Annotated in this window: 27 protein-coding genes and 1 tRNA gene; 13 read left to right on the top strand and 15 right to left on the bottom strand. The window is 56.3% G+C overall.

Annotated elements, in window-relative coordinates:
- Window positions 1-94 precede the first annotated feature (94 nt).
- The gene (locus tag ACOVRA_RS12360; RefSeq protein WP_421720553.1) at window positions 95-1,024 is read right to left on the bottom strand and encodes a hypothetical protein; all 930 of its coding nucleotides are present in this window, start codon (window positions 1,022-1,024) and stop codon (window positions 95-97) included.
- Window positions 1,025-1,336: 312 nt separating this feature from the next.
- Between ACOVRA_RS12360 and ACOVRA_RS12355 the strand changes: the two genes are divergently transcribed.
- Entirely contained in the window at window positions 1,337-3,736 is a 2,400-nt protein-coding gene (locus ACOVRA_RS12355) for a TonB-dependent receptor (protein WP_421720552.1), read from the top strand.
- Window positions 3,737-3,822: 86 nt separating this feature from the next.
- On the opposite strand, the gene rplL is transcribed toward ACOVRA_RS12355, so the two are convergent.
- From rplL to ACOVRA_RS12320, 7 genes are all read right to left on the bottom strand, one after another.
- Entirely contained in the window at window positions 3,823-4,200 is a 378-nt protein-coding gene (rplL, locus tag ACOVRA_RS12350; RefSeq protein ID WP_290806043.1) for a 50S ribosomal protein L7/L12, read from the bottom strand.
- A 54-nt stretch (window positions 4,201-4,254) separates the two neighbouring features.
- The gene (gene rplJ / locus ACOVRA_RS12345) at window positions 4,255-4,770 is read right to left on the bottom strand and encodes a 50S ribosomal protein L10 (RefSeq protein ID WP_290806045.1); all 516 of its coding nucleotides are present in this window, start codon (window positions 4,768-4,770) and stop codon (window positions 4,255-4,257) included.
- 315 nt (window positions 4,771-5,085) lie between these two features.
- A complete protein-coding gene (rplA, locus tag ACOVRA_RS12340; protein ID WP_298228088.1) occupies window positions 5,086-5,790 on the bottom strand; it encodes a 50S ribosomal protein L1 in 705 nt (234 codons plus the stop codon).
- 2 nt (window positions 5,791-5,792) lie between these two features.
- Window positions 5,793-6,221, bottom strand: coding sequence for a 50S ribosomal protein L11 (gene rplK, locus ACOVRA_RS12335; RefSeq protein ID WP_290807912.1), 429 nt, complete (start codon window positions 6,219-6,221; stop codon window positions 5,793-5,795).
- 140 nt (window positions 6,222-6,361) lie between these two features.
- Window positions 6,362-6,901 (bottom strand): transcription termination/antitermination protein NusG, encoded by a 540-nt coding sequence (gene nusG, locus ACOVRA_RS12330; protein ID WP_290807914.1) that lies wholly within the window; start codon window positions 6,899-6,901, stop codon window positions 6,362-6,364.
- A gap of 1 nt (window position 6,902) precedes the next feature.
- Window positions 6,903-7,151 (bottom strand): preprotein translocase subunit SecE, encoded by a 249-nt coding sequence (gene secE, locus ACOVRA_RS12325; protein ID WP_290807916.1) that lies wholly within the window; start codon window positions 7,149-7,151, stop codon window positions 6,903-6,905.
- A gap of 115 nt (window positions 7,152-7,266) precedes the next feature.
- Window positions 7,267-7,342: transfer RNA gene (locus ACOVRA_RS12320), tRNA-Trp, on the bottom strand.
- A gap of 375 nt (window positions 7,343-7,717) precedes the next feature.
- Between ACOVRA_RS12320 and ACOVRA_RS12315 the strand changes: the two genes are divergently transcribed.
- From ACOVRA_RS12315 to ACOVRA_RS12290, 6 genes are all read left to right on the top strand, one after another.
- The gene (locus tag ACOVRA_RS12315; RefSeq protein ID WP_421720551.1) at window positions 7,718-9,928 is read left to right on the top strand and encodes a TonB-dependent receptor; all 2,211 of its coding nucleotides are present in this window, start codon (window positions 7,718-7,720) and stop codon (window positions 9,926-9,928) included.
- A gap of 135 nt (window positions 9,929-10,063) precedes the next feature.
- The gene (locus ACOVRA_RS12310) at window positions 10,064-10,801 is read left to right on the top strand and encodes a metallophosphoesterase family protein (protein WP_290807920.1); all 738 of its coding nucleotides are present in this window, start codon (window positions 10,064-10,066) and stop codon (window positions 10,799-10,801) included.
- Between the two features lie 3 nt (window positions 10,802-10,804).
- On the top strand, window positions 10,805-12,232 hold the full coding sequence (locus ACOVRA_RS12305; RefSeq protein ID WP_421720550.1) for a serine/threonine protein kinase: 1,428 nt from the start codon (window positions 10,805-10,807) through the stop codon (window positions 12,230-12,232).
- A 9-nt stretch (window positions 12,233-12,241) separates the two neighbouring features.
- Entirely contained in the window at window positions 12,242-13,285 is a 1,044-nt protein-coding gene (locus ACOVRA_RS12300) for a hypothetical protein (RefSeq protein ID WP_421720549.1), read from the top strand.
- A gap of 49 nt (window positions 13,286-13,334) precedes the next feature.
- Window positions 13,335-14,429, top strand: a complete 1,095-nt coding sequence (gene aroC / locus ACOVRA_RS12295; RefSeq protein ID WP_421720548.1) for a chorismate synthase — start codon at window positions 13,335-13,337, stop codon at window positions 14,427-14,429.
- A gap of 5 nt (window positions 14,430-14,434) precedes the next feature.
- Window positions 14,435-14,998 (top strand): hypothetical protein, encoded by a 564-nt coding sequence (locus ACOVRA_RS12290; protein ID WP_421720547.1) that lies wholly within the window; start codon window positions 14,435-14,437, stop codon window positions 14,996-14,998.
- Here the strand turns inward: ACOVRA_RS12290 and ACOVRA_RS12285 are convergent.
- The 4 genes from ACOVRA_RS12285 to ACOVRA_RS12270 form a co-directional block, all read right to left on the bottom strand.
- Complete coding sequence (locus ACOVRA_RS12285) at window positions 14,970-15,542, bottom strand: DedA family protein (RefSeq protein ID WP_421720545.1); 573 nt, start codon at window positions 15,540-15,542, stop codon at window positions 14,970-14,972. The two genes, ACOVRA_RS12290 and ACOVRA_RS12285, sit on opposite strands and share 29 nt — an antisense overlap.
- Window positions 15,543-15,564: 22 nt before the next feature.
- Window positions 15,565-16,746 carry an acyl-CoA dehydrogenase family protein gene (locus ACOVRA_RS12280; protein ID WP_421720544.1) on the bottom strand — a complete coding sequence of 394 codons (1,182 nt, stop codon included), beginning with the start codon at window positions 16,744-16,746 and terminating at the stop codon, window positions 15,565-15,567.
- Window positions 16,747-16,811: 65 nt separating this feature from the next.
- On the bottom strand, window positions 16,812-17,186 hold the full coding sequence (locus tag ACOVRA_RS12275; RefSeq protein ID WP_421720542.1) for a hypothetical protein: 375 nt from the start codon (window positions 17,184-17,186) through the stop codon (window positions 16,812-16,814).
- A gap of 32 nt (window positions 17,187-17,218) precedes the next feature.
- Window positions 17,219-18,067, bottom strand: coding sequence for a universal stress protein (locus ACOVRA_RS12270; RefSeq protein ID WP_421720541.1), 849 nt, complete (start codon window positions 18,065-18,067; stop codon window positions 17,219-17,221).
- Between the two features lie 261 nt (window positions 18,068-18,328).
- On the opposite strand from ACOVRA_RS12270, the gene ACOVRA_RS12265 reads away from it, so the two are divergent.
- From ACOVRA_RS12265 to nadC, 6 genes are all read left to right on the top strand, one after another.
- Window positions 18,329-18,925: an HD family hydrolase gene (locus tag ACOVRA_RS12265; RefSeq protein WP_421720554.1), complete on the top strand. Its 597-nt coding sequence runs from the start codon at window positions 18,329-18,331 to the stop codon at window positions 18,923-18,925.
- Window positions 18,926-18,993: 68 nt separating this feature from the next.
- Window positions 18,994-19,446, top strand: coding sequence for a tyrosine phosphatase family protein (locus ACOVRA_RS12260; protein ID WP_421720540.1), 453 nt, complete (start codon window positions 18,994-18,996; stop codon window positions 19,444-19,446).
- Between the two features lies 1 nt (window position 19,447).
- Entirely contained in the window at window positions 19,448-20,404 is a 957-nt protein-coding gene (locus ACOVRA_RS12255; RefSeq protein ID WP_421720539.1) for an NUDIX hydrolase, read from the top strand.
- Window positions 20,405-20,561: 157 nt separating this feature from the next.
- Window positions 20,562-21,710 carry a quinolinate synthase NadA gene (gene nadA / locus ACOVRA_RS12250; RefSeq protein ID WP_421720538.1) on the top strand — a complete coding sequence of 383 codons (1,149 nt, stop codon included), beginning with the start codon at window positions 20,562-20,564 and terminating at the stop codon, window positions 21,708-21,710.
- Window position 21,711: 1 nt separating this feature from the next.
- Complete coding sequence (locus ACOVRA_RS12245; protein ID WP_421720537.1) at window positions 21,712-23,211, top strand: L-aspartate oxidase; 1,500 nt, start codon at window positions 21,712-21,714, stop codon at window positions 23,209-23,211.
- On the top strand, window positions 23,208-24,050 hold the full coding sequence (gene nadC, locus ACOVRA_RS12240) for a carboxylating nicotinate-nucleotide diphosphorylase (protein ID WP_421720536.1): 843 nt from the start codon (window positions 23,208-23,210) through the stop codon (window positions 24,048-24,050). The genes ACOVRA_RS12245 and nadC overlap by 4 nt, the downstream gene beginning before the upstream one ends.
- On the opposite strand, the gene ACOVRA_RS12235 is transcribed toward nadC, so the two are convergent.
- The 3 genes from ACOVRA_RS12235 to ACOVRA_RS12225 all read right to left on the bottom strand — a co-directional run bounded on the left by ACOVRA_RS12235 (window position 24,047) and on the right by ACOVRA_RS12225 (window position 26,026).
- Window positions 24,047-24,499 (bottom strand): DMT family transporter, encoded by a 453-nt coding sequence (locus ACOVRA_RS12235; protein WP_421720535.1) that lies wholly within the window; start codon window positions 24,497-24,499, stop codon window positions 24,047-24,049. The two genes, nadC and ACOVRA_RS12235, sit on opposite strands and share 4 nt — an antisense overlap.
- Window positions 24,496-24,696, bottom strand: a complete 201-nt coding sequence (locus tag ACOVRA_RS12230) for a tautomerase family protein (protein ID WP_421720534.1) — start codon at window positions 24,694-24,696, stop codon at window positions 24,496-24,498. The genes ACOVRA_RS12235 and ACOVRA_RS12230 overlap by 4 nt, the downstream gene beginning before the upstream one ends.
- Before the next feature lie 73 nt (window positions 24,697-24,769).
- Window positions 24,770-26,026 (bottom strand): pilus assembly protein TadG-related protein, encoded by a 1,257-nt coding sequence (locus tag ACOVRA_RS12225; RefSeq protein WP_421720533.1) that lies wholly within the window; start codon window positions 26,024-26,026, stop codon window positions 24,770-24,772.
- Window positions 26,027-26,120: the final 94 nt, after the last annotated feature.

Here is a 26,120-nt window from a genome sequence, read left to right as displayed (position 1 = left end):
GTGGGACCGTAGCGTGGAAATATGAAGGTGCGAGGTGCGTATGTCTTACGTCGCCTTGCAAGTAAAGGGGTATCAGACAGTCTTCACAGCAGATTTATGCCAGAACGAGACCTGACACCTTTTTTGTCCGCAAAGCTAGGCTTAACAAGGCGTAGAATACAGCAAAAGCCAAGACCATTTCTGACAATTCTTCAAAGGCTTCGTGCTGTAGTAAGATACCTGCACTGACCATCAGGGCATAGGTAGCCGGCCAAGAGAAACAATCGCGCAGAAACCGCACAATGGTTAGATCACGGACGGTTTCCCCGAAATAGACCCCGATGGGCGGGCACAAGATCAAACTCCAGCCCAGCCCTTGGTAGATCACATCATAAAGACGTGGCGAGATCAGATTGTGCAGATTAGCCTCATGCTGAAGATTGGCGTCTGAGAGGCTAGCAGGCGTTGCAAAGCCCAGCCAATGCTGACCCCAACTGATTTCTTCGCCAATCATGGCGATGAAGCCAAAGATGCCCAGCATTAGAATGACGCGCCACATCGGGCCAGCCTTGACCCCATAGATCGCACCTGCCCGTCGAAACAAGACAATCGCCGAAAGGATAGCCAAGGCATAGAAAACAACCGTCGACGTCTCAACAATGCCGCCGTCAAACTTTTCTGAACCAAAAATCCACGCATCGGCTTCATGGGCCAAGGTCGCCCAGATATTGACGGGCACAAACAGGCCCCAAGTTAACATGAGGCCGACAAAGCCAATCCACGCCAAAACGTCATTTGGATAGGCAACTCGCCCTGCCCGGGTCCGCCAACGCAGAAACATGAATCCACCGGACACCACGATGGACAACAGCAGCAAGAAAGTCATCAAAGGATTGGAGGCATGAATAGCAAACACGAGGCGACACACTTTCGAAACTAACGCGTCCAAACACATATCAGGCGAAAACCCATCCGCATTCGGCCCAATACGGTGACAGATTTGGGTTAAGGATTGGTCAGTAAAGTTCACAAACTCGAGAGCCAATTCTTCCGCCAACGCGACCTAGTCCGCATCAAGACTTCGCCAGCACGATGGACTAGCGCATGGCCCCCGCCAACAGTTTCAAGATTGGTTGGTGGCGTTTCAACGCTCGTTCTGCCGCTATTTTGGCGTAAGCGCGCGAATTGCGCGGGTTTTTGGATAAATCTGCAATTGATGAAGGTTTGGTGATCGAGGCTTTGTCCTAAATTTCACGGACAATTCATGATTTCGTTACCCCGCAGATGCAGATCCGTCGCGCCAGCTCCCTAGCCTATCCCTCGCTGTGACAACCGAACAGCCCACGGGGGATATCTCATGTCTACGCTTGTCAATTTTAAACCGATCTCGGTACGCCGCTTTGCCTTGTTGAGTGTCTGCTTGGCACCACTCTTGATCGCGGGCCAAGCCTTCGCGCAAGTAAACGCTACCGCATCTGCAACGGACGATGCCGACGCACCTCAATTGGAGACCGTTGTGGTGACCGCGCAAAAACGCTCCGAAAACCTGCAAGACACGCCAATCTCTGTGTCAGTCTTGGGGGCCAAAGCGCTTGAAAGCCGGCGGGTTGTGTCACTTTTAGACTTGGGCGACGGGGCTATTCCGTCCCTCAAAGTAACACCATTTTTCTCGCGCCCAGGGGCTTTGGTGATCAACATCCGCGGCGTTGGGGTGATGTCAGACTCCAACCAGCCCGCACGTGACCAAGGCGTAGGTGTCTATGTGGATAGCGTTTACATGGGTCGCCCACAGGGCTTGAACTCAGCGCTCTATGAAGTTGAAAGCATTGAAGTGCTCAAGGGCCCGCAAGGCACCCTATTTGGTCGTAATACCGAAGGCGGTGCTGTTAGCATCATTACAAAAAAGCCCAGCGGAATCGGGCGCGCCACGGCGACAGTCGGCGTCGGCAATTTCGGCCAATACAAGACCGAACTTCACATGGACTTGCCAAAGACTGGAGACTTTTCGGTCAAGATCGACGCCATTGCCGCGGCCCGCGATGGGTTGATCGAAAATCCGCTGGTTACCGCTTCTGACTTTGGCGAATTGGAGAAGCGTGGTGCCCGCGTTGCAATCCTGTGGGAGCCAACCGCCAATTTCAGCGCCGATTATGCCTATGACAACAGCTATGACGCCTCGACCACCCTTTATCAGCAATTGATTGCCGGTGGCAGCGCACGGCTGGCAGCTTCCGTCCAGTTGCAAAAGACACGCGCCAAGACCGCCATTGCGGGCGTTCCCCAACAGCCCAGCGTCGGTAAGACTTGGGGCCATAGATTGGGTCTCGACTGGCAGATTTCAGACAAGCTGCGGCTTAAATCCATCACCGCCTATCGCGATCTGTACCAGGACCAGTTTGACAATGGCAGCGCGCCTTCCACCATGTCGCTGACACAAGCCTCGGGTGTTTTCACCGGCCAGCCATTCTCGCGCATAAGTACGGCGGTTTTCAATCAGGACCAATTCAGCCAAGAGTTGCAACTAATTGGTGAGACGGATCGTCTGAAATATGTAGCCGGGGCCACCTATTTTGTCGAAAATGTCGACGATAATGCCCAGGCCTTCTTTACCAACCAATTCACGGACGCAACGGGCCTAGCCAATATCGTTTTGCCGTTGGATTACTCGAAAATTGTCTTAGACCGCGCCAGCCGGGTAAAGAGCACGAGCAGTGGCGTCTTTGTGCAAGGGACTTATACGCCAGCCATTCTGGACGACAAGCTCCACCTCACCGTCGGTGGACGGTGGTCGCACGACAAGAAGGTTGGTGAACTCTTTATCGTCAATGGAGCGCCCCCCAGCGTAAATGGCGTTGTTGGGCCACGGAAGCTAAATGCCTCTTGGGACCGGATCGATCCCATGATCAATGTGTCTTACGACCTCTCAGACGATGCGATGCTGTACGCCAAATATAGCACAGGCTTCCGCTCTGGCGGGGCGAACTCACGCTCGTTGGACTATTCGCCCTTCAAGCCTGAAGAAGTGACTATGTATGAAGTAGGTGCCAAGATCGAGTTTTTGGACCGTCGTGCCCGCCTGAACCTTGCCGCTTATTCGGGCACCTATGCGGACATGCAGATCGACTTTAGTGCGCGCTATCGCCAGCTCGACCCAGTAACAGGCGCGCTCTTGGTCACGACGCGCACCACACAGGAGGCCACAAACGCGCCAGGCAAAGGCGATCTCAAAGGGTTTGAGGCAGACTTCTTGATCCGAGCCACCGAGAATCTGACCGTTTCCGCAAGCTATGCCTACAATAGGGTCGAGATCCCCGACACGCTGAACCCCTTCCCGCAAGCCGATGGGCGCTTGATCACGGTGCCGATCCCAATCCACCAGACCCATACACCTGAGAATTCAGGCAGTATCTCGATCGACTACCAACGGCCTTGGCTGGGTGCCACTTTCATTGCCCACTTTGACGTGAACAGCAATGACGGCATGTATTTGTCCTTGGTGGATGTGGCCTATGATCCAGTTACGCGCGCTGTCACAGTACCTGCCCCCAAGGGCGAAGGTGGCACGATCGCCAATGGCCGACTGGCTTTAGCCGATATCAAATTGTCAAACAGTGCGTCCCTGACCGTCTCCTTGTGGTCGCGCAATTTGTTCAATGAAGAGCATTTATACAATAAATCTTTGAACCTCTCGAACGGCACAACTGGGTTCTTCAATGAGCCCCGGACCTATGGGGTGGATTTCAAGATCAAAATGTAGCGCTCGGCGCTTCTACATCCCCAGAATCAAAACGGGCACCTCCATTACAGAGGTGCCCGCCTTTGTTTTCAGCTTGCGCTGAAAGCTTACTTCAATTCGACCTTTGCGCCAGCTGCTTCGAGCTGAGCTTTGATCTTGTTGGCTTCGTCCTTGGACACGCCTTCTTTGACTGGCTTAGGAGCTGCTTCAACCAGGTCCTTGGCTTCTTTCAGGCCCAGACCGGTGATGCCGCGAACTTCCTTGATCACTTCGATCTTCTTGTCGCCGAACGACGCGAGAACGACGGTGAATTCGGTTTGCTCTTCAGCAGCTTCAACTGGAGCAGCAGCGCCGCCAACAGCAGCAACAGCCACAGGAGCAGCAGCAGTTACGCCCCACTTTTCTTCCAGAAGCTTTGCAAGGTCTGCAGCTTCCAAAACGGTCAATGCGGACAGGTCTTCGACCAACTTTTCGAGTTTAGACATTTTCGTGTTTCCTAACTTGGATAGGTTTGTAAATGGTATCGCGGACGACGGACGTCACGCAGCATCCTTGTCGGCATATGCCTGCAGAACGCGGGCCAGCTGGGCGGCAGGTGCTTGGACCACAGCAGCGATTTTCTGGGCAGGTGCCTGAATAACGCCAATGATCTTCGAACGCAGCTCATCCAAGGATGGCAAGGTAGCCAGTGACTTAACGCCGTTAGCGTCGAGTACTGTTGCGCCCATGAAGCCCCCAGTCAGAACGAGCTTGTCGTTCGTCTTGGCGAAGTCTGCCATCAATTTCGGTGCGACCGTTGGGTCTTCCGAAAATGCAACAGCTGTCGGGCCTTTCAGAAGCACATGGGCGCCTTCGCCCGCATGCCCTTCAAGAGCCAGCCTCGCGAGGCGGTTTTTAACCACCTTCACGCCCGCACCAACGGCCGAAGCCTTGATGCGGAGGTCCGTCAATTCCGCGACGGTCATTCCGGTGTAGTGCGCAAACACAACAACGGTATTCTCGTTAAAGACGCTTTTCAGTGTCTCGACGACTTCGGCCTTTTCGGTCCGATCCATCGCGGTCTCCTCAGGTTTGATAGATAGGACCATCCTATCTATCGGTGACTGCCACCTCCCAAAGAAAGGGCGGCGACAGGCCTGCCCGGGGACGAAGGACCTCTGATCCGTTTGTTGCCAAACCTATCATCAGTTACACTCGCTCCCGTCTAACGTGGACCAGAAAGTCTCCCTTCTGATTAAGCCATTGCTGGCGTCCATGATCTCGGACAGGTTGCTCTGCGTCGATAACAACACAACACAGAGCATTCGCGCGGGGTTGCCCCCGTTTGAATGGGTTGGACGGGCAGACCGTTTGGCCTGCCCGTCAAAACTTTAAGCTGGGACGTTGATCGCAGAAGCGGTGTCAACCTTGACGCCTGGACCCATGGTCGAAGACATCGACACGCGGCGGACATAGGTGCCCTTCGCGCCGGTTGGCTTGGCTTTCACGAGGGCGTCGACCAATGCGCGGGCGTTTTCAACCAGAGCCGCTTCGGTGAAGCTTGCCTTGCCGATGCCTGCATGAATGATACCGGCCTTTTCCACGCGGAACTCAACAGCGCCGCCCTTGGAATCTTCAACAGCCTTTTTGACGTCCATGGTCACGGTGCCGACCTTTGGGTTTGGCATCAGGCCGCGTGGACCCAAGACCTTACCCAAACGACCCACGAGAGCCATCATGTCTGGGGTTGCGATGACGCGATCAAAGTCCATGCGGCCGCCTTGCACTTCTTCGAGCAAGTCTTCTGCACCAACGATTTCAGCACCAGCTGCGCGGGCTTCGTCCGCCTTTGGACCGCGAGCAAACACAGCCACGCGAACCGAACGGCCAGAACCGTTTGGCAAATTACACACGCCACGGACCATTTGGTCTGCGTACTTTGGTTCAACGCCCAGATTGACAGCGATATCCACGCCTTCGTCAAACTTAGCTTTTGCGTTTGCCTTCACGATCGCGATGGCTTCTTCCAAGGTGTAGAGCTTTTCAGCAACAACGCTTGTACGGGCGGCGGAGAGCCGTTTTCCAACTTTAGCCATGATTATGCCACCACTTCCAAGCCCATGGAACGTGCCGAGCCAGCGATGATTTTCGTCGCGGCGTCGAGGTCCATAGCGTTCAAGTCCTTCATTTTCTTTTCAGCGATCTCACGGCACTGGGCCATGGTCACCGAACCGGCGCGGTCACGACCTGGCTTCAACGAGCCCTTCGAGAGACCAGCCGCCTTTTTGAGATAATGCGACGCAGGCGGCGTCTTGATCTCAAAGGTGAAGCTCTTGTCTTGGTAATAGGTAATCACGGTTGGGCAAGGGGTACCCTTTTCCATTTCCTGCGTCTTGGCGTTAAAGCCTTTGCAAAATTCCATGATGTTCAAGCCGCGTTGACCCAACGCAGGCCCGATTGGTGGAGCAGGCTTTGCTTCGCCTGCCATCACCTCGAGCTTAATTTGCCCGAGAATCTTCTTCGCCATAGTCCCACTCCTAAAAGCCACCCTATTCAGGTGTGCTTGGGTTTTTCGATCAAGCCAGCACGGCTGGAAGATCGAGGGTTACGTGGTCCGGTCGCGCTGGCTAATTTGCGCGAACCTCCCACATCTCATGAACCGATGGATTAGCTAAGCTTTTCCACCTGCCCATATTCAAGTTCAACCGGTGTCGACCGGCCGAAGATTGAAACTGCAACTTTGAGGCGCTGACGCGACTCATCGACTTCTTCAACATGGCCTTCGAAGGAAGCAAATGGGCCATCCATGACCCGCACCTTCTCGCCCAAGTCGAACGAAATAACTTGCTTTGGACGCTCAACGCCGTCTTCGACCACGCCCAAAATGCGCTGAACTTCCCGCTCAGACACAGGCGTTGGACGCTTTCCAGCATCAGCACCTAAGAATCCGGTCACCTTTGGGGTGTCCTTCACCAAGTGATAGGTGGCGTCATCCAACTCCATCTTCACCAAAACATAGCCCGGGAAGAAGCGGCGCTCGCTCACGCGTTTGCGGCCACGGACAGTCTCTGTCACTTCTTCCGACGGCACCAGAACTTGCTCAACCTTATCGGCCAAACCCTTCTGGGCTGCGGTCTCTTTAATCTGCTCTGCAACTTTCTTCTCGAAGTTCGAGTAAGCGTGCACGATGTACCATTTGGCGCTCAACCTATTGTCCCCCGCCAATACCGAGTATGAAACCGACTGCGCTGCGCAACAGCAAGTCAACTAAGAAAAAGAAGATCGCGGCAACCACGACCATCAGGAAAACGAAAACAGTCGAAACCAGGGTCTCATTGCGCGACGCCCAGGAAATCTTGCGGATTTCCGAACGCACGTCCTTAAAGTACTGGACGATGCCAGACTTCTTGACCGCAGGCTTTGGAGCCGGTGTGGGCGTGGTTGGTGCTTGTGCCATGATTTTCTAGGTGGTGCGGGCATCCCGAAAGCGCCAGCCCCAATCGTTCCTGTTTTGCATTCCGTTGAGCGACTTCTTCAGTGAAGCCACCCTATTCCAATTACCGTCCCGCGCCTGGCAGGGGCTGAGGGACTCGAACCCACGACCCTCGGTTTTGGAGACCGATGCTCTACCAGCTGAGCTAAACCCCTAAAGCGCGCCGCGCCCGAAGGCATTAGACCTTGGGCGCGGACCGCCGCATATGCCCGAACACCCCCTCTGACGCAAGAGGGGCAGGTGAAACAAGTCGCATCAAATGATGTGATCTGTGCAGTGAATACAAGCCCCTTGCGAAGTTGACATTCCCCGCAGCAAAACTGTCGCCAAATTGTTGCAACAACGCAACACAAGCGAAATAGAGTCGCCCAGAACGTGTATTTCACCATGTACAAGGTAGATTCATCCGTAGTCGCACGTTAGCCCACTCGTCCATCAGCAATCCGGCGCTTCAGATTCCTCCTCGACCAATCCGGTCTTACTGGAGCGAAACAACGGATTGAGATTTCGACAATCAGGATGGACCTCACATGATTTCTAAACGTCACCTTGCAATGGCCTCGGTTAGCGCCGTCGCTTTCAGCACCCTTGCATTCGCACCAGGTTTTGCGGCTGCCCAAACCGCAGCAGCGGCGGAAGAGCCAACCGGCATTGAGACCGTGATCGTTACGGCTCGTAAGCGCGAAGAAAGCAGCCAAGATGTGCCTGCCTCGCTGACCACGGTGCGCGGTGATGCATTGACGACCCTGACCTCGGGCGGCGCTGACATGAACGCCTTCTCCGGTCGCGTGCCATCGCTAGTTGTTGAAAGCTCGTTCGGCCGCACCTTCCCGCGCTTTTATCTGCGCGGCCTAGGGAATTCCGACTTCGATCTGAACGCTTCCCAGCCTGTTTCCTTGATCTATGACGAAGTGGTCTTCGAAAACCCAGTTCTCAAAGGCTTTCCCGTATTTGACGTAGAGCGCATCGAAGTGCTGCGCGGGCCACAAGGCACTTTGTTCGGCCGCAACACGCCAGCAGGGATCGTGAAATTCGACAGCGTAAAGCCAAATGGCAAATCTGGCGGCTATTTGAAGGGCGGCTTCCGCTCGTTCGGCGGCCGTGATGCTGAAGGGGCTTTGGGTGGCGCATTGAGCGACACGGTATCCTTCCGCGTCTCAGCCTTGCTGACCGGCCAAGACGACTGGATCACGAACACCGGACCTTTGGCTGAAAAGAATCTGGGCGGCTTTGATGACCGTGCGATCCGTGGCCAATTGCGCATCCAACCCAGCGATCAGCTCGACATCTTGTTGAACGCACACGCTCGCAAGCTCGAAGGTACGTCGCAAATCTTCCGCGCCAACGTCATCACCAAGGGCAAGCGCGGCTTGAACAGCAATTTCGTTGCCGATCGCGTTAGCTATGACCAAGGTGAAGGCAACAACCAAGAGCTTGAGTCCAAGGGCCTCACTGCCCGCATCGCTTATGACTTCGGCAACGTCACCCTGACCTCGGTCACTGGCTATGAGACCCTGACCTTCTATGGCCGTGGCGATATCGACGGTGGCGTAGCCGGCGTTGGCCCAGGCTTCATCCCCTTCAGCTCCGATACGGCTGACGGCGTTGACGATCACAAGCAAGTCACGCAGGAATTGCGTCTGTCCAGCAATGGCGACGGTGCGCTTAGCTGGCAAGTTGGGGCCTATGTGTTCCAAGAAGAGCTGTCGATCTTCTCGCTCGGCTTCTTCTCGCCAACCGGCATCTTCACCGATGCGCGTCAAACCCAAGACACCGATTCTTGGGCATTGTTCGGCTCCTTGACCTATAAGCCAAGCGACCGTTTGGCTCTGACGGCTGGCCTACGCTATTCCGACGACAGCAAAGACTTGGTTGCCCGAGGCGGCATCGCCAATATTGCTCCAGTCCGCAAGAGCGTTTCGGATGAAGCTGTGTCCTGGGACTTGTCGGCAACCTATGAAGCCACCGAAGCGGTCAATGTGTATGCTCGCGCTGCACGCGGCTATCGCGCGCCTTCGATCCAAGGCCGCATCTTGTTCGGTACCGCCGTCACCACGGCGAAGTCTGAATTTGTGACCTCATTTGAAGCCGGCGTGAAAGCCTTTGCGATGGATCGCAAGATCCGGGCAGACTTCAACGTTTTCGCCATGAACATTGAAGACCAGCAATTCACCGCCATCGGTGGCGCTGGCAACTTCAACCAATTGCTGAACGCCAAAGAAGGCAAGGCTTCGGGTTTCGAAGCTGAACTTCAGTGGTTGCCAACGCAAAACTTGTCGTTTGCCGGTTCGCTGTCGTACAACAAGACCGAAATCAACGACCCTGCCCTGACCGTTGGCGCGTGCGGTGCGCCCTGCACCCTGCAAAACCCTCTGGTCGGCGGCAATGCCAAGATCGATGGCAACCCCTTCCCGAACGCGCCAGAGTGGATTGCCAATGTGTCGGCAAAATATTCCAAGCCATTCGGCAACGGCCATGAGTTCTTCGCTCTGACCGATTGGGCCTATAAGGGTGAGACCTATTTCACCCTCTATAAGTCGATCGAATTCTCCGAAGACGGCTATTGGGAAGGTGGTCTGCGCACCGGTGTCACCTTGTTCGACAACAAGTATGAGATCGCTGCTTATGGCCGCAACATCACCAATGAAGAGCGTTTGGTCGGTGGTATCGACTTCAACAATCTGACGGGCTTCACCAATGCGCCACGCATCTGGGGCGTTGAAGCGAAAGTCAATTTCTAAGCTTTAGATAGGTTTGATCTAAGCAAAAATGGCGGGCCTGACAGATCACTGTCGGGCCCGTTTTTTGTACAGTGCGATAGAGGCGACTCGTGGGTCATCCTCCGCTATAGTGTGTTCCTGCATGGGGGGATGCGCGTGATCGCTTTATTCGGCGATATTCATTCAAATATCCAAGCGCTTGAAGCGTGCTTGGAGGATGCCGAGGCGCATGGCGTCACCCGCTACGTGTTTTTGGGCGACTTTGTTGGCTATGGCGGCGACCCCGGAAAAGTCCTGGCCAAGATCGAAGCTATGGTCGCTGACGGTGCCGTTGCGGTCAAAGGCAATCATGATGATATGGCCAGCGACTTTGATCGCGAGATGAATGAGACGGCCGCGAGTGCCGCCAATTGGACGCGCAATCAATTGTCACGAGAGCAGCAAGGGTTTCTTGATAGCCTTCCCATGGTGGTTGAGGACGAAGACCGCCTTTATGTCCACGCAGACGCTTCAGCGCCTGAAAAATGGCGCTATGTGACCGATTGTGCCAGTGCGCAGCTGTCGCTGGAAGGCACCCAAAGCCGCATCGTCGTTTGCGGGCATGTGCATCAGCCCGCGATTTATGGCTTGGCCAGTGATGGGTCGATCTCGCGCTTCGTTCCCGCAGAGGAAGCCAAAGTCCCCCTTCTCAGTTCGCGACGCTGGCATGTGGTTTTGCCCAGTGTTGGCCAGCCACGTGATGGCAATCCGCTCGCTGGCTATGGCCTCTATGACCCTGTCACACGTCAACTTGAGTTTCGGCGGTTGCCGTATGACATCGATGGAGCTGCCGCTTCTATTCGTGCAGCAGGCCTGCCTGGCAGGTTAGCTGACCGCCTACATGTTGGGCGCTAAGCCATGGGCGCGTCACACATGATCGAAACCGGCATGGTGATTGACGACTTTACCATTGGCGAGATTGTGCATCGCGGCGGCATGGCAGTGCTGTGGCGCTGCACCCACCCTGAAATCCCCTTCCCGCTCTTGATGAAAGTGCCGCGCCTCGCCGATGGCGAAGACCCTGCGGCGATCGTTAGCTTTGAGATGGAGCAGATGATCCTGCCACGCCTGTCAGGCCAGCATGTGCCCAAGACCTTTGGTGTCGGCGATTTCTCAAAACAGCCCTATATCGTCGTGGAAGAGATTGCTGGCGAGACCTTGCTGCCAAAGCTGAAGGAATTGCCGCTGCCTGCTGAGGAAGTCGCCCGCATTGGCATTGCTTTGGCCACCGCGCTCGATTCCCTACACCGCCAAAACGTTATCCACCTCGACCTCAAACCCTCTAACATCTTGTTCAGGGCCAGTGGTGAAGCGGTCCTGATTGATTATGGTCTGTCGCACCATACCGATTTACCCGACCTAATGGCTGAGCAATTCCGCCTGCCCTATGGCACCGCGCCCTATATGGCCCCCGAACAAGTGTTGGGCGTCCGCAATTATCGCCGGTCTGACGTGTTTGCGTTGGGTGTGCTGCTCTATTTCTTTACCACTGCCGTGCGCCCCTTTGGCGACCCCATTAGCTTGAAGGGCTTGAAAGAGCGTCTCTGGCGCGATCCCATCCCCCCGCGCCGATGGCGAGAGGATATTCCACCTTGGTTACAGGAAGTTATCCTTCGTTGCCTCGAGCCCAATCCGGAACAACGCTATCCCACCGCCGCCCAGGTCGCCTTTGATCTGAAGAATCCAGACCAGATCGTGCTGACACCACGCGGCCAGCGCTTACAGCAGGATTCCTGGCTCACGGCATTCCGGCGGAAACACAATCGAGAGACCTATGCCCCAGCTCGCAAACTGGCAAGCCAGAGTAAGTTTGCCGCCGCCCCGATTATTCTGGTGGCGCTGGACCCGACGACAATCAATGGCCCGCTCGGCCGGGCATTGCGGGACAAATTGCAAAGCACCCTAGCAGCCACACCCCAAGCGCGCGCTGTGGTCATGACGGTTTTGAACAATAGTGTCGTGGCCTTGGATCAAAACCCCGTCGTCACGTCGCCCAATCGGCACGTGGCGCGTATGGTTGCCTTGAAACAATGGGCAAAGCCTTTGGGTCTGGAAGAGCAAGCCATCTCCTATCACGTGCCCGAAGCGCTCAACACGGCTGAAGCCATTTTAGATTATGCCCGCGCCAACCATGTCGATCACATCATTATGGGTGCCCGGGCAGAAAGCACGGTACGTAATCTTTTAGGGGCAGTTTCAGCCCAAGTTTCCGCCCACGCCCCCTGCACCGTAACGGTGGTGCGTCGTCGAGAATGGCCGATACCAGATGAAAGCGATAAGACATAGGAGAATAGGATGAAAATTAGAAATAAGTATGTGAATTTATGTAATTTAATAGCCGTTCTTTTTTGCTTGAGTTTCAATTCAAGTCACGCGCAGGGTGTCAGACCCGTCGATGTTCAAACCGCATTTGCCAATGGCGTTCTCGCCTGTTCAAAAGCAGTAGGACGGGATGTCGCACTCGACAAAGTAGAAGGACTTGAAAAAGGAACCATCTCCCTTGCGGACCCAAATACACCTGCCCTTCTAAAGGCCAGCGAGGGCGAAAAGCTCTATGATGTTGGCCCAGCGAAAGGCATTGTCGTAATCCTTGTTGATAACTCCAAAAACTGTCAAATCATGGCTTACGGCCCGCGTGTCTTGCCGAGCTATGCATTGGTTGAAAAGGAATTGCTGGCTCAATCCGATGAATGGAAGAAAATTCAGAAGGAAACGACGCCAGATGACTTTATCGAACGCTATGAGCGCGTCGAAAGCGATGGCACATATGTGCATATTTTCTTGATGGGTGGTGAGCCGGGAATGGGCTCTAGGATGTTTCGATTCCCGATGTTTACAGCCGATGTGACGCGTTTTCCCGCAAATTATTTAGAGACTTCGACGACTGCTTTTACAAACGGGGCCGTATTATGCGCCAATGCAATGTACCAAGGAATCAGGCTGGATGCTTTGCCCGCTGAAGATCTGCGCGACTGGACCTTACTTGAACAGAACAAGAGTCCTAGTCAAAACTATAGCCGCTATGGGATGGCGCCGGTCGCCGAGGTCGTCAGCATGTCTTCGAGCAGCAAGTCCGACTGCTATATTGGCGGGGCGTGGCTGGATGCAGAAGCTTCGCTTAACGCCGCAATAGCAAAACTGACGCAAAGCTTCCCAAGCTTGAAGGAAGTCAGCCGGCGCGACCGCGGCAAAGTCAAAACAATTCTGTTCACTCTCAAAGATGCCAATCAGACCGACATCCTTTTTGTGTTCACGCTCGAAAAAATTGGCGGTGTTGCAGCGTCAGAAAAACGCGCAAAACTGAGTTTAGAAATGCAAAAGGCCGACCAACAGAAGTGATGGGTGGTGTCCCTTTCAAAATCAGCCCTTTGAGTTTAGGAAGATGGCCATGTCACACAATAGCTTTGGCCATCTTTTCCGTGTCACCACTTGGGGCGAAAGCCATGGGCCTGCGCTTGGCTGCGTGATTGATGGTTGTCCAGCGGGGATTGCCTTAACGGCTAGCGATATTCAAGGCGATCTCGATCGCCGTAAGCCCGGCACCAGCCGCTTTGTCACGCAAAGACGCGAAGCCGATGAAGTGCGCATTCTCTCGGGCATTTTTGAGGATGATCGCACTGGCGGGCCGGTAACCACGGGCACCCCCATCAGCCTGATGATCGAAAACACCGATCAGCGCAGCAAGGACTATTCCGACATCCGCGACAAATGGCGTCCGGGACACGCGGACTACACCTATGACGTCAAATATGGCGTGCGCGATTATCGCGGTGGGGGCCGGTCCAGTGCGCGCGAAACCGCTGCCCGTGTCGCCGCAGGCGCAGTCGCCAAAAAAGTCTTAGGGCCAAAGATCACGATCCAATGCGCGCTGATCCAGATCGGCCCGCACAAGATTAATCGCGCCAATTGGGACTGGTCGCAAACCCGCGAAAACCCATTCTTCGCGCCCGACGCTGCCATCGTACCTGTATGGGAGGCTTACCTGGATGAGATCCGCAAAGCAGGCTCTTCCACCGGGGCTATCCTAGAAGTCGTCGCAACTGGTGTCCCTGCAGGCTGGGGCGCGCCCATTTATGGCAAGCTCGACGCTGATCTCGCCTCCGCGCTCATGTCTATCAATGCGGTCAAAGGTGTTGAGATCGGGGCAGGCTTTGAGGCGGCAATGTTAAGCGGCGAGACCAATGCCGATGAAATGCGCCGTGGTCCCAATGGCGAGGTCAGTTTTGCCTCGAATAATAATGGTGGCATCCTGGGTGGCATCAGTACCGGCCAAGACATTGTCGCCCGGTTCGCGATCAAGCCGACTTCCTCTATTCTAAACGAAGTCAACAGCTTAAACCGCGATCTTGAAGAAGTCTCACTCCGGACTATCGGCCGTCATGACCCCTGCGTTGGGATACGGGCGGCCCCGGTTGGGGAAGCCATGATGGCATGCGTTTTGGCAGATCATATGCTGCGCCATCGTGGCCAAAAAGGTGGTTAGGTCTGATGGGGCCATCTGATCGACCAGAGCTTTTGGGGCGTGCGTTCATCAGTGATTTTGACTCTCGGCCTGCCCGTGCCTTTGTGCTTGCCGGTATTGGTCTGTTCGGTTTAGCCGGATTTGCGAGCCTTGCCCTCCTTCGGACGATCCCGGTTGCGCCACTCCTCTGTATGGCCGCTCTAGTCTTTCATTTTGCGCCAGCGCTCTGGCCACGCAGAGCGGCAATTGACCTCAAAACGGAGGGCTTCCGGCTGGACGGTCTTGGCCTCATCCCGTGGGAGGCGATTGGTACGGTCAATTATCATGAGCGACAGATTAATCAGAACGCCAAAGCCCGTTTGGTGGCGCTGCTCGAGATCGAGCTGGTCGCTACATTTGATCTCGCCATAGTCCGTCCAGATGCTGGGCCAGCTTGGCGGCGCCTACAGGCCCGAAACTGGCGCAAAGTTGGCGATAGCCATTTGACGATCCTGCTGTCTGGCCTCACCGACAGTCCACGCGATATTCGCCAAGCGTTTGAAGTGTTTTTGGGCTTTCCGATCACAGGTCCGCGTGGGCTGGTGGCCTAAGCTTGACCTTGATCATTTTGAACGCGAAGAACAGCAAAATCGCTGAAATCAAACCGATAGCCAGGTAAAGCTGGCCCTTCTCGCCTGCAACTGTGCCGACGGTGACGATCAGTGCCCAAGCAACGACTGTATAGGCTAAGGCAGATACGACAATCCAAGCGGCAAACAGGCCAAAGGGAACGCCAAAGAACCCCGCTGCGATATAGGCGGGTATCCGTGTGCCCGGCACAAAGCGGGCGATCAGCAAGGTTTTGCCGGGATGGGCTACGATCTTGGCGCGGACTTGCGCGACGCCGGGCTTTTCTGAAAACCGATGTGCCCAGCTTTGCGTCCGCCCAGCCCAACCAAGCCAATATTTCCACAAGTCACTGATAATCAGACCAACCAGCATCGCGCTGACAATCAGCGCACCATCGGCCATGTGATCCATGCCGGGATGGGCAAAGGCCGTCACAGCCCCAAGGACTGCCGCATCCTCTTGGACGAACGGAGCAATGAAGGCGCTGAGGTAAATGAGATAGTCAGATGGGATCATTGAAGACAAAACGCGGGCAATTCATTTCTGGTTACAAACCAAGCTGACGCGCAGCCAAGTCGCGCATGATTTCTTCAGAGCCTCCGCCAATCGCATTCACCCGCACTTCGCGGTAGATACGTTCAATCCGCGATCCGCGCATATAGCTGGCCCCGCCCAAGATTTGGCTAGCCTCGCGCGCACAGAACTCAAGAGTCTCGGTTGCTTGCACCTTCAGTAGACAAAGATCGGCTACAGGCGTCTCGCCTTGGCTGACCCGCCACGCGCATTGGTCCAGCCAAGCCGTGGAGGCTGCGATTTTTTGCACCATTTGCGCCACTTTGTGCCGGACGACTTGGTGATCGGCTAAGCGCTTACCAAACGTCTTGCGCTGGCGGGCCCAGATAACCGCATCTTCAACGCAGGCCCGCGCGGCACTTAAAGCGCCCGACGCCATGCCCAATCGCTCACCATTGAAGTTGGCCATGATGCCATAGAAGCCACCATTCTCCGGTCCAATCAGATTTTCGGCTGGCACTTCCACATCTTCAAAAAAGATTTCGGCCGTATCTGAGGCCCACCAGCCCTGCTTTTTCAACAGGTTGCGGGTGACACCTTTGGCATTGGCATCAATCAGTAATAGGCTGATCCCGCCTGCTCCCGGCCCGCCCGTCCGCACGGCCGTCGTCAACCAATGAGAGGTGCAGCCGCCGGTGATATAAAGTTTAGAGCCATTGACCCGGAACATATCGCCATCACGTACGGCACGTGTTTGCAAGTTCGCGACATCAGAGCCTGCGTCCGGCTCGGTAATGGCGAGGCTGATTTGTTGTCGGCCTGCTAAGACCTCTGGGGCGAGGCTTGCTTTCATTGCGTCACTGCCTGCTGCCAAAACGGGGGGCAGGCCGATGCCATGAATCATGAGGGCGGCTGTGATCCCGCCTGCGCCAATGCGGCCCAACTCTTCACTGGTGACGATGCCGTGGTGCCAGTCATAATCTGCCCCACGCCCAGTACCGCCATATTCCACCGGATAGCCCGCGCCCAAAAGGCCAAAAGCCCCAGCGCGCAAAAACAAATCACGGGGGATAGACCCTGCCTCGTCCCACTGATCAACATAGGGCATGATCTCGCGATCAATGAAGCGACGCAATTGGGTGCGCCAAAGGCTGTGGCTCTCGCCCATGAATGGGGATTTGGGGCGGAGCGAGTCGAAATCGAGTGAGTCAGGCATAGCCAAACTTAAGCAGGCTTTCCCCGCCCTGACCAGTGGCCAAAGCGGGAAAGCCCTCGCGTGGCTTAGTCGTCGGCCTCTTCGGCAACCTGATAGACCAAGGCCTGACCACGCCGCGTGATCGTGATATAGTCGCCGACAAACAAACGGTGGTCGGCGAGATGGTCGAACGCATCATCTGGGCCTTCATTCTTCTCATCGTAATGGACGCGCCAACGCCCACCTTGATGGCTGAGCCAACCATCCGCAATGTCCTCTGGATCCGGCGAAAAGCGTTTAACCGTGCACTGCGCGCGATGGGCCTTCCAAGCTTCCGCGTCCAGATGTCCATCCTGACGCAAGGGCGCGATAACCACATAGCCGTGGCGGCTGTCGCCTGTGGGGTAGCCAGCTTCTGGGTTGCGGGCGAGGCGCAGGATCATTTGTGTAAGACCAGACATGATTTGTCCTTTCAAAGTATGGTTGCGCTGCTTCAATGGCAGAGCATCAAGGAGGGGGTGGTAACTGTCTTCAGAAGCGTGCGGGTGACGCCGCCGAACACAAACTCCCGCGCGCGGCTGTGCCCATAGGCTCCAGCAACCAAAAGCCCCGCCCCATGAGCAGTGCAGGCCTTGAGGATTTCAGAAGCCGCGTCTTTTGAGGCATCCATGAGCTCGATTTGGGCGGTGATCCCTTGTCGACCGAGCCAGTCCTGTAGCCGCGCAGGATCGCTTAAGTCTTTGCCTTCATCCTCAAGCGCACCAACCGATTGAATGATTATGACTGTGCTGGCTTTGCGTAACAGTGGAAGCGCAGCTTTTGCGGCGCGGCCGGCTTCGACACTGCCGTCCCAAGCAATCAAAGCGGTCCCCGTCAGCATGCTGATTGGCGTCCGCGGGATGAAGATGGGCGCGTGGGCGTCCATCAGCAGTGCTTCAAAAACTGGCGAGATGTTGGTTTTGCCGCGCACGGTCTCGCAGGCAAACATCACGATGTCGCTCAAGGCCGCCCGGCGCGCCAATAAGCGATCTTGCAGCCCAACGAGCCGCTCGACCGTCAATCCAGCATGCCCGCCTGCCAAAGCTTCCACCCGGGCTTGGACGTCGTTCCAAGCTTGTTCATTACCATCGCGGGCCGATTGGATCAGGGTCGCCGAGGTGGTGGCAAATGCGCCATCAGCAGACCAAGCCATGAGTTCGGTTGGGTCCATTTGCGCATAGACGCTGGCGACCTTGCCATTCACCAAGTCAGCGAGGGCCAAGCCTTGCTGTAGAAGTGCGACATCGGTTTCGTCACCCCGCAAGGGTACAAGAATTTCTGCCAAGATATCAGAATGAGTCATTTTGCTTCCTCCACCGCCATAAAACCGTGCGACGCGCTTATGGTTCCAACATGGACCCGCCCTTCGCCCCACCTTTTTGCTGAGATGTCCACTGGCATTTCGGTGTCATTCTCGGCATGAGTGTGTTTCCACGCCTAAGACATGGGGGCGCGCCACCTGCGTCCGCAAGTGACAATCAACCACATGAGACAAATGGCCACACAAGCTCCCGCCTCCCCGCGTAAAACCGCCAAATCCGCCCCGCCGCGCGCGTGGCAGCGCATGTTGTCGGGCCGGCGTCTAGACCTGCTAGACCCCTCGCCTTTGGATATTGAGATTGAAGATATCGCCCATGGTCTTGCGCGGGTTGCGCGCTGGAATGGCCAAACAACGGGCGACCATGCCTTCTCGGTCGCCCAACACAGCCTGATTGTCGAAGAAATTGCGGCCTATATTGAGCCGAGCTTGACGCCCCAGCAACGCTTGATGGCGCTGCTCCATGATGCCCCTGAATATGTAGTCGGGGATATGATCAGCCCATTTAAAAACGCGCTGGGCGTCGATTATCGCGCATTTGAGGACCGGTTGGAGCGCGCCGTCCATATCCGCTTCGGCCTGCCGCCCAAGACGCCTGCGCCGCTAAAGAAACTGATCAAACGCGCCGATCTTGCCTGCGCCTTTTTTGAAGCCACCCAGGTTGCGGGCTTTGGCCACGAGGAATCGGTGGGCTTTTTTGGCGCGCCGCCAGCTGGCCTAGCTGTTACGATTGACCCTTGGCCTGCCCGTCAGGCCCAAGCGGCCTATGTTGCCCGTCATCAGGCCTTGATCGCCGAAATTGACGCGCAAAACCTGCCCCAGCGGCACAAGAAAGTCGTGTAATGCCCTATATTTCAGTCTGTTCTCTCGCTTTGGTCCCGTCTACCGTCACGCGCTTACGGCCATGGGGCATGATCACACTTCTGGACCCGACCAGCATGATTGAAACCCCTGCTGGCTTGTCGCCAGACACACATCTGAAGCTTGGCCTTAATGACGTTACTTATGTGCAAGAAGGCTTGATCACGCCCGCCGAAGCCCATGTCTCAGCCATTTTGGACCATGTGCAAGCGTGGGACCAGGCCGCACCTTTAGTCGTGCATTGTTGGGCTGGTGTCTCGCGTTCAACGGCGTCTGCCTTTATGGCCGCTTGTGCCCTTAACCCTGACGTGCCCCCACTCAAAATCGCGCACTTCATCCGTGAGGCTTCACCGACTGCTACTCCCAATCGCCTTTTAACCCGTTACGCCGATGATCTATTAGGTCGAGGTGGCGCGATGGTCGATGCGATTGACGCGATTGGCCGTGGCGAAGATTGTTGGGAAGGTGTAGCCTTCGATCTGCCAGCCCGGTGGGAGCCCTAATATGAATGCCACGCCACGCGTCATTATCGGCCTATCCGCCGTCGTCGTGGCAGCCAGCGGCAAGGGCCCTGAAGTTTTGTTGAGCGGCAGCCCGGGTGCAATCGGCCTGCCCTTTGGCAGCTTTGACCCAATCGGCCACCGCACGTTTGAACTGGCCGTGCGCGACTTTGTGACCTCTCAAACAGGCTTCGCGCTTGGCTATGTCGAGCAACTCTACACGTTTGGCGACAAAGGCCGCGAAGCCCCCGTGGCCGACATGGGCCAATCCTCAGACGCCGATCGCGTGGTCTCCGTTGGCTATATTGCTTTGGCTGGCAGCATTGATGAGGGCCAGCGCCGAGCGGGCGTATGGGCGGACTGGTACCGGTTTTTTCCGTGGGAAGATCGTCGCAGCGAAGCAGGTTTGCGGGCCATCGATCTGCTCCTGCCGGACCTGAAGGCTTGGGCGACCACGACGGAGCGGCAAAGCCGTGTCGCCATGGCGTTTGGCCTGCATGGCCAGTCGTGGCAGGAATCCCAAGTGCTTGACCGGTTTGAGCTCCTGTATGAAGCGGGCCTTGTGCAAGAAGCCCAACGCGACCGCGCGAAGGGCCAAGCGTCCGCTGCGCCTGCGGCTGAGCGCACTTTTGTGGGCGAGCCACTGGTCTCCGATCACCGCCGAATCCTTGCCACCGCCATGGGCCGTTTACGCGCGAAAATCCGCTATCGCCCCATTGTTTTCGACTTGGCCCCTGCCCGCTTCACCTTGAGCGAATTGCAAGATTTGGTGGAGGCCTTGTGTGGCGTGAAACTGCACAAGCAAAACTTCCGCCGGACGCTCGAGCGCTCTGGCCTCGTCGAATCAACCGGCGCCATGCATGCTGAGACCGGGGGCCGTCCCGCCATGCTATTCACGCGCAGCGCCACGAGCCGACAGGCAGGTGCATCGGGGCTAAGCCTACCGCTGGCAAAGCGCTAAACCTTCCTCCAGCGATCTGTTTCAACACGCCACGTCGCTTTTCATTTGACAGACCCTTATGCTCACACTAAGTATAAGCCCCTACGCCAAACACGGCTTTTGCCGAGGCGCAAGGCACTAATGCTCAGTCTGAGTATTAGTGGTCAGGAGAATGAATATGGCCGTTCTGGATTTAGGTTCGAAACCCGCTCGCGAAGTCAGCCCAGCTGCTGGCTCGCGCCAGCTTTCTCCCGCCGCTGCGCGCGGCCTCGTCTATGATGCCGCGGTCAAAGCAGAGACCGACCACCTCTTTGAAATCGTGCGCCATGTGATCTCGCCCTTGGAATGGCCAGCCTATGCCCCCTTGATCGCGGCCATCAACCGGCTGAAGAAAGAACGCGATGCCGTTATCTTGGCCCATAATTATATGACGGCAGAAATCTTCAATTGCGTAGGCGATTTTCGCGGCGACAGTCTTGGCCTTGCGCGCGAAGCCGCCAAGGTTTCGGCCAAAGTGATTGTGCAAGGTGGCGTCCATTTCATGGCCGAAACCTCCAAAATCCTCTCGCCTGACAAAACTGTGCTGATCCCATCCTTGAAGGCTGGCTGCTCGCTGGCCGCGTCCATCACAGGTGCCGATGTGCGCTTGATTAAGGCGCGTTATCCGGGTTTGCCTGTGGTCACCTATGTCAACACGACGGCGGAAGTAAAAGCCGAGAGCGACATTTGCTGCACGTCGTCCAATGCGATCCAAGTAGTCGAAACCATCGCGAAAGAATGGGGCGTGGATCAAGTCATTATGTTGCCGGACGAATATCTGGCCAAAAATGTTGCCGCACAAACGGGCATCAAAATCATCTCCTGGAAGGGCAAATGCGAAGTGCATGAGCGCTTTACCGCCGATGATATTGCCGAGATCCGCGCCTCTCACCCCGGTGCCATCATTTTGGCGCACCCCGAATGTCCGCCTGAAGTCGTCGCAGCCTCTGACTTTACCGGCTCCACCGGCGCGATGAGCGATTATGTGCAGGATTATAAGCCACAAAAAGTGGTTCTGATCACCGAATGCTCCATGAGCGACAATGTCGCCGTGGCCAATCCGGATGTGGAATTCATCAAGCCCTGCAATCTATGCCCGCATATGAAGGTCATCACGCTGGAAGCCATTTATGATGCGCTGAAAGAGATGCGCTATGAGGTGGAAGTCGATCCAGATATTGCCGCGCGTGCCAAGCAAGCGGTCGACGCCATGTTGGCCATTCCCCCTGCCCCGGCTGGCAAATTTGATCCTACGCGCCAGGTCCCTGACTCTTTGGAATTGATCTAACGTGGACACACAACGCCTGAAGGACGGTAGCGTCCTGATCATCGGCGCGGGTCTGGCTGGCCTGTTCCTTGCCCTGAAACTTGCGCCGCGCCCGTGCGTGGTGGTCTCGCCAGCGCCTTTTGGGCAAGCAGCGTCAAGTGCTTGGGCGCAAGGCGGGCTCGCTGCGGCCCTCGCCCCAGAAGATAGTGCGCAAAGCCATGCGAAGGATACAATCGCGGCTGGCGCAGGCTTGGTGGACCCAATTGTCGCCATGCTGATCGCCAAGGACGGGCCAGCGCGGGTGCGTGACCTGTTAGACTTGGGCGTTGCCTTTGATCGCCATGAAGATGGCAGTCTCGCCCTTTCCTTGGAAGCTGCCCACAGCCATGCCCGCGTGGCACGCGTTGCCGGCGATTTGGCTGGCCGCGAGATCATGGCCAATCTGATCAAAGCGGTCCGGGCATGCGATCACATCACCTTGGTTGAAGGCGTTGCTGCGCGTGCCCTTTTGCAAACCGAAACAGGGCGCATCGGCGGCGTTTTGGCCATGAATGGCAAGCCGATCCGCTTGGAGGCCGAAGAAACCGTGCTGGCCACAGGCGGCTCCGGCGGCTTGTTCCGCGTGACAACAAATCCGGTGGAAGCGGCCGGCCAAGGCTTAGGCATGGCGGCGCGTGCTGGCGCGCTTGTTGCGGACGCTGAATTCATCCAATTCCACCCCACCGCCATGGATTTGGCGCGCGACCCGGCCCCCTTGGCAACCGAAGCCCTCCGGGGTGACGGCGCACAACTCGTCAATCAAGACGGCACGCCCTTCATGGTGGGCTATCATCATCTCGGCGACCTTGCGCCGCGCGATACGGTAGCCCGTGCGGTGGCAAGCGAGATAAAGGCTGGTCGGGGCGCTTATTTGGATTGCCGCAGCGCCATTGGGGCTGGCTTCCCGGAACATTTCCCGACTGTCTTTGCGGCTTGTGCGGCTGCGGGGATTGACCCTCGCGCCGACCTCATCCCGATTGCCCCGGCGGCCCATTATCATATGGGCGGCATTGTGACCGATGTTTGGGGCAAAACCACGTTGGACGGCCTTTCTGCCATTGGAGAATGCGCTTCTACGGGTGTGCATGGTGCCAATCGATTGGCCTCTAACTCGCTTCTTGAAGCCGTGGTGTTTGCCCATCGGGTTGCTGAACGTCTGCGCGACGCGACTTCCGGTGGAACGGCAGGCGGCGACGCCCCCACGATTTCGCCCTTGCCCAAAGACGCCTTGCAGTTTCTGCGGACCGAAATGACCGCCAAAGCCGGTGTGGTGCGCGATGCAGCGGGCCTGACGAGCCTCGTCTCGACAATCGAAGATCTGAAGGCTCAGCATGGCCGCACCAATGAATTGATCACCGCAGGACTGATTGCGAAAGGCGCCTTGGCCCGCCAAGAAAGCCGCGGCGGCCATTATCGCAGCGACTTCCCGAAAGAACACAATCCTGCCAAGCGCAGCTTCGTCACCCTGGATTTAACCCGATGACCTTCTTACCCGATGTGGTGCTAGAGCCGATTGTTCGCATGGCACTTGCCGAAGATTTAGGGCGGGCGGGCGATGTCACGACGCTGGCGACCGTCGACCCTGATCTTGAGGTGCACTGGGTGTTGCGGGCACGCAGCGCAGGAATTTTGGCGGGATTGGATGCCGCCGCGTTGACCCTGCGCCTGATTGATCCAGCAGCCGTCTTACAGCCGCACCTGAAAGAAGGTGCCGTCCTCGCCGCTGGCGATGTGATCGCCACCTTGCACGGCAAAGCCCAAAGCCTGTTGATGGCCGAGCGCGTCATGCTGAACTTCCTAGGCCCCTTGTCAGGCATTGCGAGCCTAACGGCCCGCTATGTCGAGGCGGTAAAGGGCACCAACGCCAAAATTACCTGCACGCGCAAAACGACACCGGGCCTGCGCGCGCTTCAAAAGAAAGCGGTGCGTTTAGGCGGTGGCTCTAACCATCGGTTTGGCTTGGATGATGCCATCCTGATTAAGGATAATCATGTTGCCGCCGCTGGTGGCATTGTGCCCGCTTTGACCCGCGCAAAAGCCTATGGCGGCCATTTGCTGCCCATCGAAGTGGAAGTCGATAGCCTCCAACAATTGGAAGAGGCCCTGCCCTTTGCCCCCACTTGCATCATGTTGGATAATTTCAGCTTGGCCGATTTGAAGACGGCTGTGGCACGCGTGGCGGGGGCTGTCACCTTGGAAGCATCCGGTGGGGTCAATTTGACGACCGTGGCCGATATCGCAGCTACGGGGGTGGATTATATCTCGGTCGGGGCCCTCACCCACTCGGCCCCCTGCCTCGATTTAGGGTTGGATGAGGCCTAACCCGGACGTCGCGCCAAAAAGACTCCGCAGACCATCAACAGCAAGCCAAGTGCCCGTGTCAGCGTCAAAGGATAACGCTGCGCTCCAAACAGCGCGAAATGATCAATCGCGGTCGCGCTGACCAATTGGCCGAGCAGAACCAAAAAGATCGCATTACCGACCCCGATGCGGGGCGCGGCGAGAGTCACGGACAGGACGTAAAAGGCAACCAAAAACCCACCGAGCCAAAAGCCAAAGGGTGCGACGGGTCTAAACGGATTGGTGGTGCCGGTCGCCAGAACAATTAAGCCCGTGGAGATGGTGCCGACAATGAACAGCACAAAGGCTGCGGCCACGGGGCTGCCAAGGCGCAGGCCTAGGCCACTATTGAGCGCAGCCATAATGGGAATGCCAAAACCCGCTAACAACATCAGGACCGAGAGCCAGACGGGTGCTGCTCCGCCACTCATCCCCCAGCGCGCCTTTGGGTGACGGTCTTGCCGCCAATCCCCCAATTGTCAGTCTCCACTTCGTCAATGATGACGACGGTCGTTTCCGGGTTCTTATTGAGCTCAACGCGCAGAAGTTCAGTTACGCCCGCAATGAGAGCGGCCTTCTTTTCTGGCGTCAGACCGTTTGGGGTTACTTTGATGTTCACAAAGGGCATGATCATTCCTACTGATCGAACCATGCTCTAGAACTTCGTCACTTTGGGCAAGCCTTTTTTGGGGTAGCAAAGGCTATTGCCGCAAGCGGAGCGGTACATTCGTCCCACCTGCTTGATTGCCTACACCAATTGGCACCGGAACTGGGGAGCCTGCATAATCGGAATTGATGATCAGCCGCGCATTATTGGTTAGATTGATGTTTCTCGCGACGATCACGCTCCATTGTGAGCTTTCGGCTACATCGCCAGTCGCGCTAACCTGCAGCCGCGTCATGGGCAAATAGATTGTCCCCAACAATTTATCTACATTGCTGGAAGCGATCGAAAAATTTGCATAATTGCCGCGCGTTGCCACGATCACGAAGCCTGCCCATAGGCCCGATTGTCGCCCTGACAGGGAAACGCTGCTACTCTGATTGGCCTCTAAGGCATTGCCGCCTGTGAACATCAGCAAGACATCGTCGCCCTCTAAGCGCCCTTGCCCTCGAAGCTTCAGGCTTTTGCAGAAATAATGTTCACCTGGCTCGAGTTTGAGAATGGATGTCCCCGTCATCGTATACTCAACGCGATGAAGGCCCGGCGGCAGAGACACCGTTCCGGCAGACCGGACTTGAGCGCCGCCGTCTGGCACAGTGGTGCAATCCGCAGATGGGGCAATCGCCCGACCTCGGAAGGGGTCAGTAAGCTTCAAAGCCCCGCTATTAGCAGCCGGAGTGAAACCCGCACCGATCGCCACGCCTGCCGCACGCGGGGCACCAGCTTCCACCGTAGCCAAATTTTTGAGCTCAAAATCACTGTTGGAATGGACAATGCAATTCTGGGCGCGGATGCCGCTATTATTCGCGGCGGTGATGGCCTTGCCACCTACCGTGCCATCATCGCCAATCACGCACAACGGCTGTACTTGCATTGATTCCGCGATGGATTTGACCTCAATCCGAAAGCCGCCAGGCGGAACCAAGTCGCCGAAAAAGGAGGGGCGTAGAGCAAGCCCTTCGACCGTAAAGGTGCCGTCACGGCCTTGCGATGCTTTAAAGGAAACAGTTGCACGGTTAGCGAATTCACCAACTTGGGCCATCGCAAAACGCTCAACATCACTGGTTGACTGGCGCGCACTGGCTCCAACCAAGATCAGATTTTGCGCCCCCGATAGCGCTGCCGCGTCGGCGGCAGATTGCATAAGCGCCTTCTCTGAGTTGAGCGCCACAAACTCACTGGTCATAGCAACAATCATCGCGAGCGGCACAAAAAGGAGGGCTGCAGTCAGAGCCATGTTGCCGGACTGGAGCGGGTCTTTCTTCAATTGTCGCAGAGGCGGCAGCAACAGCATTTGGGTCGCCCAAAATAAAAACAAACAAGTAGCCGATAAAAACAGAGAATTCTCGCTTCAAAGTTCTCAGCTTGATCTTAACATAATGATATTA

The sequence above is a fragment of the Aquidulcibacter sp. genome (genome assembly GCF_049239865.1).
Lineage (GTDB): Bacteria > Pseudomonadota > Alphaproteobacteria > Caulobacterales > Aquidulcibacteraceae > Aquidulcibacter.
This window is presented reverse-complemented; position numbering and strand designations above follow the sequence as displayed.

Excerpts from the sequence above, each read along its gene's own strand:
- ACOVRA_RS12355 (WP_421720552.1), top strand. The coding sequence starts at position 1,337 with ATGTCTACGCTTGTCAATTTTAAACCGATCTCGGTACGCCGCTTTGCC.
- rplL (WP_290806043.1), bottom strand. The coding sequence starts at position 4,200 with ATGTCTAAACTCGAAAAGTTGGTCGAAGACCTGTCCGCATTGACCGTT.
- rplJ (WP_290806045.1), bottom strand. The coding sequence starts at position 4,770 with ATGGATCGGACCGAAAAGGCCGAAGTCGTCGAGACACTGAAAAGCGTC.
- rplA (WP_298228088.1), bottom strand. The coding sequence starts at position 5,790 with ATGGCTAAAGTTGGAAAACGGCTCTCCGCCGCCCGTACAAGCGTTGTT.
- rplK (WP_290807912.1), bottom strand. The coding sequence starts at position 6,221 with ATGGCGAAGAAGATTCTCGGGCAAATTAAGCTCGAGGTGATGGCAGGC.
- secE (WP_290807916.1), bottom strand. The coding sequence starts at position 7,151 with ATGGCACAAGCACCAACCACGCCCACACCGGCTCCAAAGCCTGCGGTC.
- ACOVRA_RS12315 (WP_421720551.1), top strand. The coding sequence starts at position 7,718 with ATGATTTCTAAACGTCACCTTGCAATGGCCTCGGTTAGCGCCGTCGCT.
- ACOVRA_RS12305 (WP_421720550.1), top strand. The coding sequence starts at position 10,805 with ATGGGCGCGTCACACATGATCGAAACCGGCATGGTGATTGACGACTTT.
- ACOVRA_RS12300 (WP_421720549.1), top strand. The coding sequence starts at position 12,242 with ATGAAAATTAGAAATAAGTATGTGAATTTATGTAATTTAATAGCCGTT.
- aroC (WP_421720548.1), top strand. The coding sequence starts at position 13,335 with ATGTCACACAATAGCTTTGGCCATCTTTTCCGTGTCACCACTTGGGGC.
- ACOVRA_RS12290 (WP_421720547.1), top strand. The coding sequence starts at position 14,435 with ATGGGGCCATCTGATCGACCAGAGCTTTTGGGGCGTGCGTTCATCAGT.
- ACOVRA_RS12280 (WP_421720544.1), bottom strand. The coding sequence starts at position 16,746 with ATGCCTGACTCACTCGATTTCGACTCGCTCCGCCCCAAATCCCCATTC.
- ACOVRA_RS12275 (WP_421720542.1), bottom strand. The coding sequence starts at position 17,186 with ATGTCTGGTCTTACACAAATGATCCTGCGCCTCGCCCGCAACCCAGAA.
- ACOVRA_RS12270 (WP_421720541.1), bottom strand. The coding sequence starts at position 18,067 with ATGACTCATTCTGATATCTTGGCAGAAATTCTTGTACCCTTGCGGGGT.
- ACOVRA_RS12265 (WP_421720554.1), top strand. The coding sequence starts at position 18,329 with ATGTTGTCGGGCCGGCGTCTAGACCTGCTAGACCCCTCGCCTTTGGAT.
- ACOVRA_RS12260 (WP_421720540.1), top strand. The coding sequence starts at position 18,994 with ATGATCACACTTCTGGACCCGACCAGCATGATTGAAACCCCTGCTGGC.
- ACOVRA_RS12255 (WP_421720539.1), top strand. The coding sequence starts at position 19,448 with ATGAATGCCACGCCACGCGTCATTATCGGCCTATCCGCCGTCGTCGTG.
- nadA (WP_421720538.1), top strand. The coding sequence starts at position 20,562 with ATGGCCGTTCTGGATTTAGGTTCGAAACCCGCTCGCGAAGTCAGCCCA.
- nadC (WP_421720536.1), top strand. The coding sequence starts at position 23,208 with ATGACCTTCTTACCCGATGTGGTGCTAGAGCCGATTGTTCGCATGGCA.
- ACOVRA_RS12235 (WP_421720535.1), bottom strand. The coding sequence starts at position 24,499 with ATGAGTGGCGGAGCAGCACCCGTCTGGCTCTCGGTCCTGATGTTGTTA.
- ACOVRA_RS12230 (WP_421720534.1), bottom strand. The coding sequence starts at position 24,696 with ATGCCCTTTGTGAACATCAAAGTAACCCCAAACGGTCTGACGCCAGAA.
- ACOVRA_RS12225 (WP_421720533.1), bottom strand. The coding sequence starts at position 26,026 with ATGCTGTTGCTGCCGCCTCTGCGACAATTGAAGAAAGACCCGCTCCAG.